This is a genomic window from Micrococcus sp. HSID17227, from assembly GCF_003989405.1.
GTDB lineage: Bacteria > Actinomycetota > Actinomycetes > Actinomycetales > Micrococcaceae > Micrococcus > Micrococcus luteus.
This window is the reverse complement of the sequence record NZ_RBLN01000548.1, coordinates 1-605: the sequence shown is the minus strand read 5'-3', so window position 1 is coordinate 605 and position 605 is coordinate 1. Positions and strand designations below refer to the sequence as shown.

At 77.4% G+C, this 605-nt stretch carries 1 protein-coding gene; it reads left to right on the top strand.

Translation table 11 applies throughout. From position 1 onward, the window contains the following. Positions 1-605 (top strand): methionyl-tRNA formyltransferase (locus tag D8M29_RS13225; protein ID WP_305034243.1); only part of this gene is annotated, 605 nt, incomplete at both ends.

Sequence of the window (605 nt, the reverse complement as noted above, 5' to 3'; positions counted from 1 at the left end):
CGCCCTACACGACGCGCTGCCGTTCTCGGTCGGGCGCCGGCGGGTGCTGACCCCGTCGCCGGTCGCGGTCGTGGCCGAGGAGGCCGGCCTGCCCGTGCTCAAGGCCGACCGACTCCGCGGACCCGAGGGTGCCGATGCCCTCCAGGCGATCCGCGCGCTCGAGGCGGACGTGGCCGCCGTCGTCGCCTACGGGGCGCTCGTGCCCGCCGAGGCCCTGCAGATCCCGCGCCACGGCTGGCTCAACCTGCACTTCTCCGCGCTGCCGGCCTACCGCGGCGCCGCCCCCGTTCAGCGCGCCGTGATGGCCGGGGAGACCGAGATCGCCGCCGACGTGTTCCAGCTCGAAGAGGGCCTGGACACCGGACCCGTCTTCGCCCGACTCACCCGCCCCGTCGCGGCCGACGAGACCGCCGGGACCGTGCTCACCGACCTCGCCGAGCGCGGCGGCCCGCTCGTGATCGACGTGCTCGACCGCCTGGCGGCCGGCACCGCGACGGCCACGCCCCAGCGCGGCGAACCCACCCACGCGCCGAAGCTCACGGCCGCAGACGGCCTGGTGGACCCCGCCCGCCCGGCGGCCGAGGTGGCCGCCCGGATCAACGGCA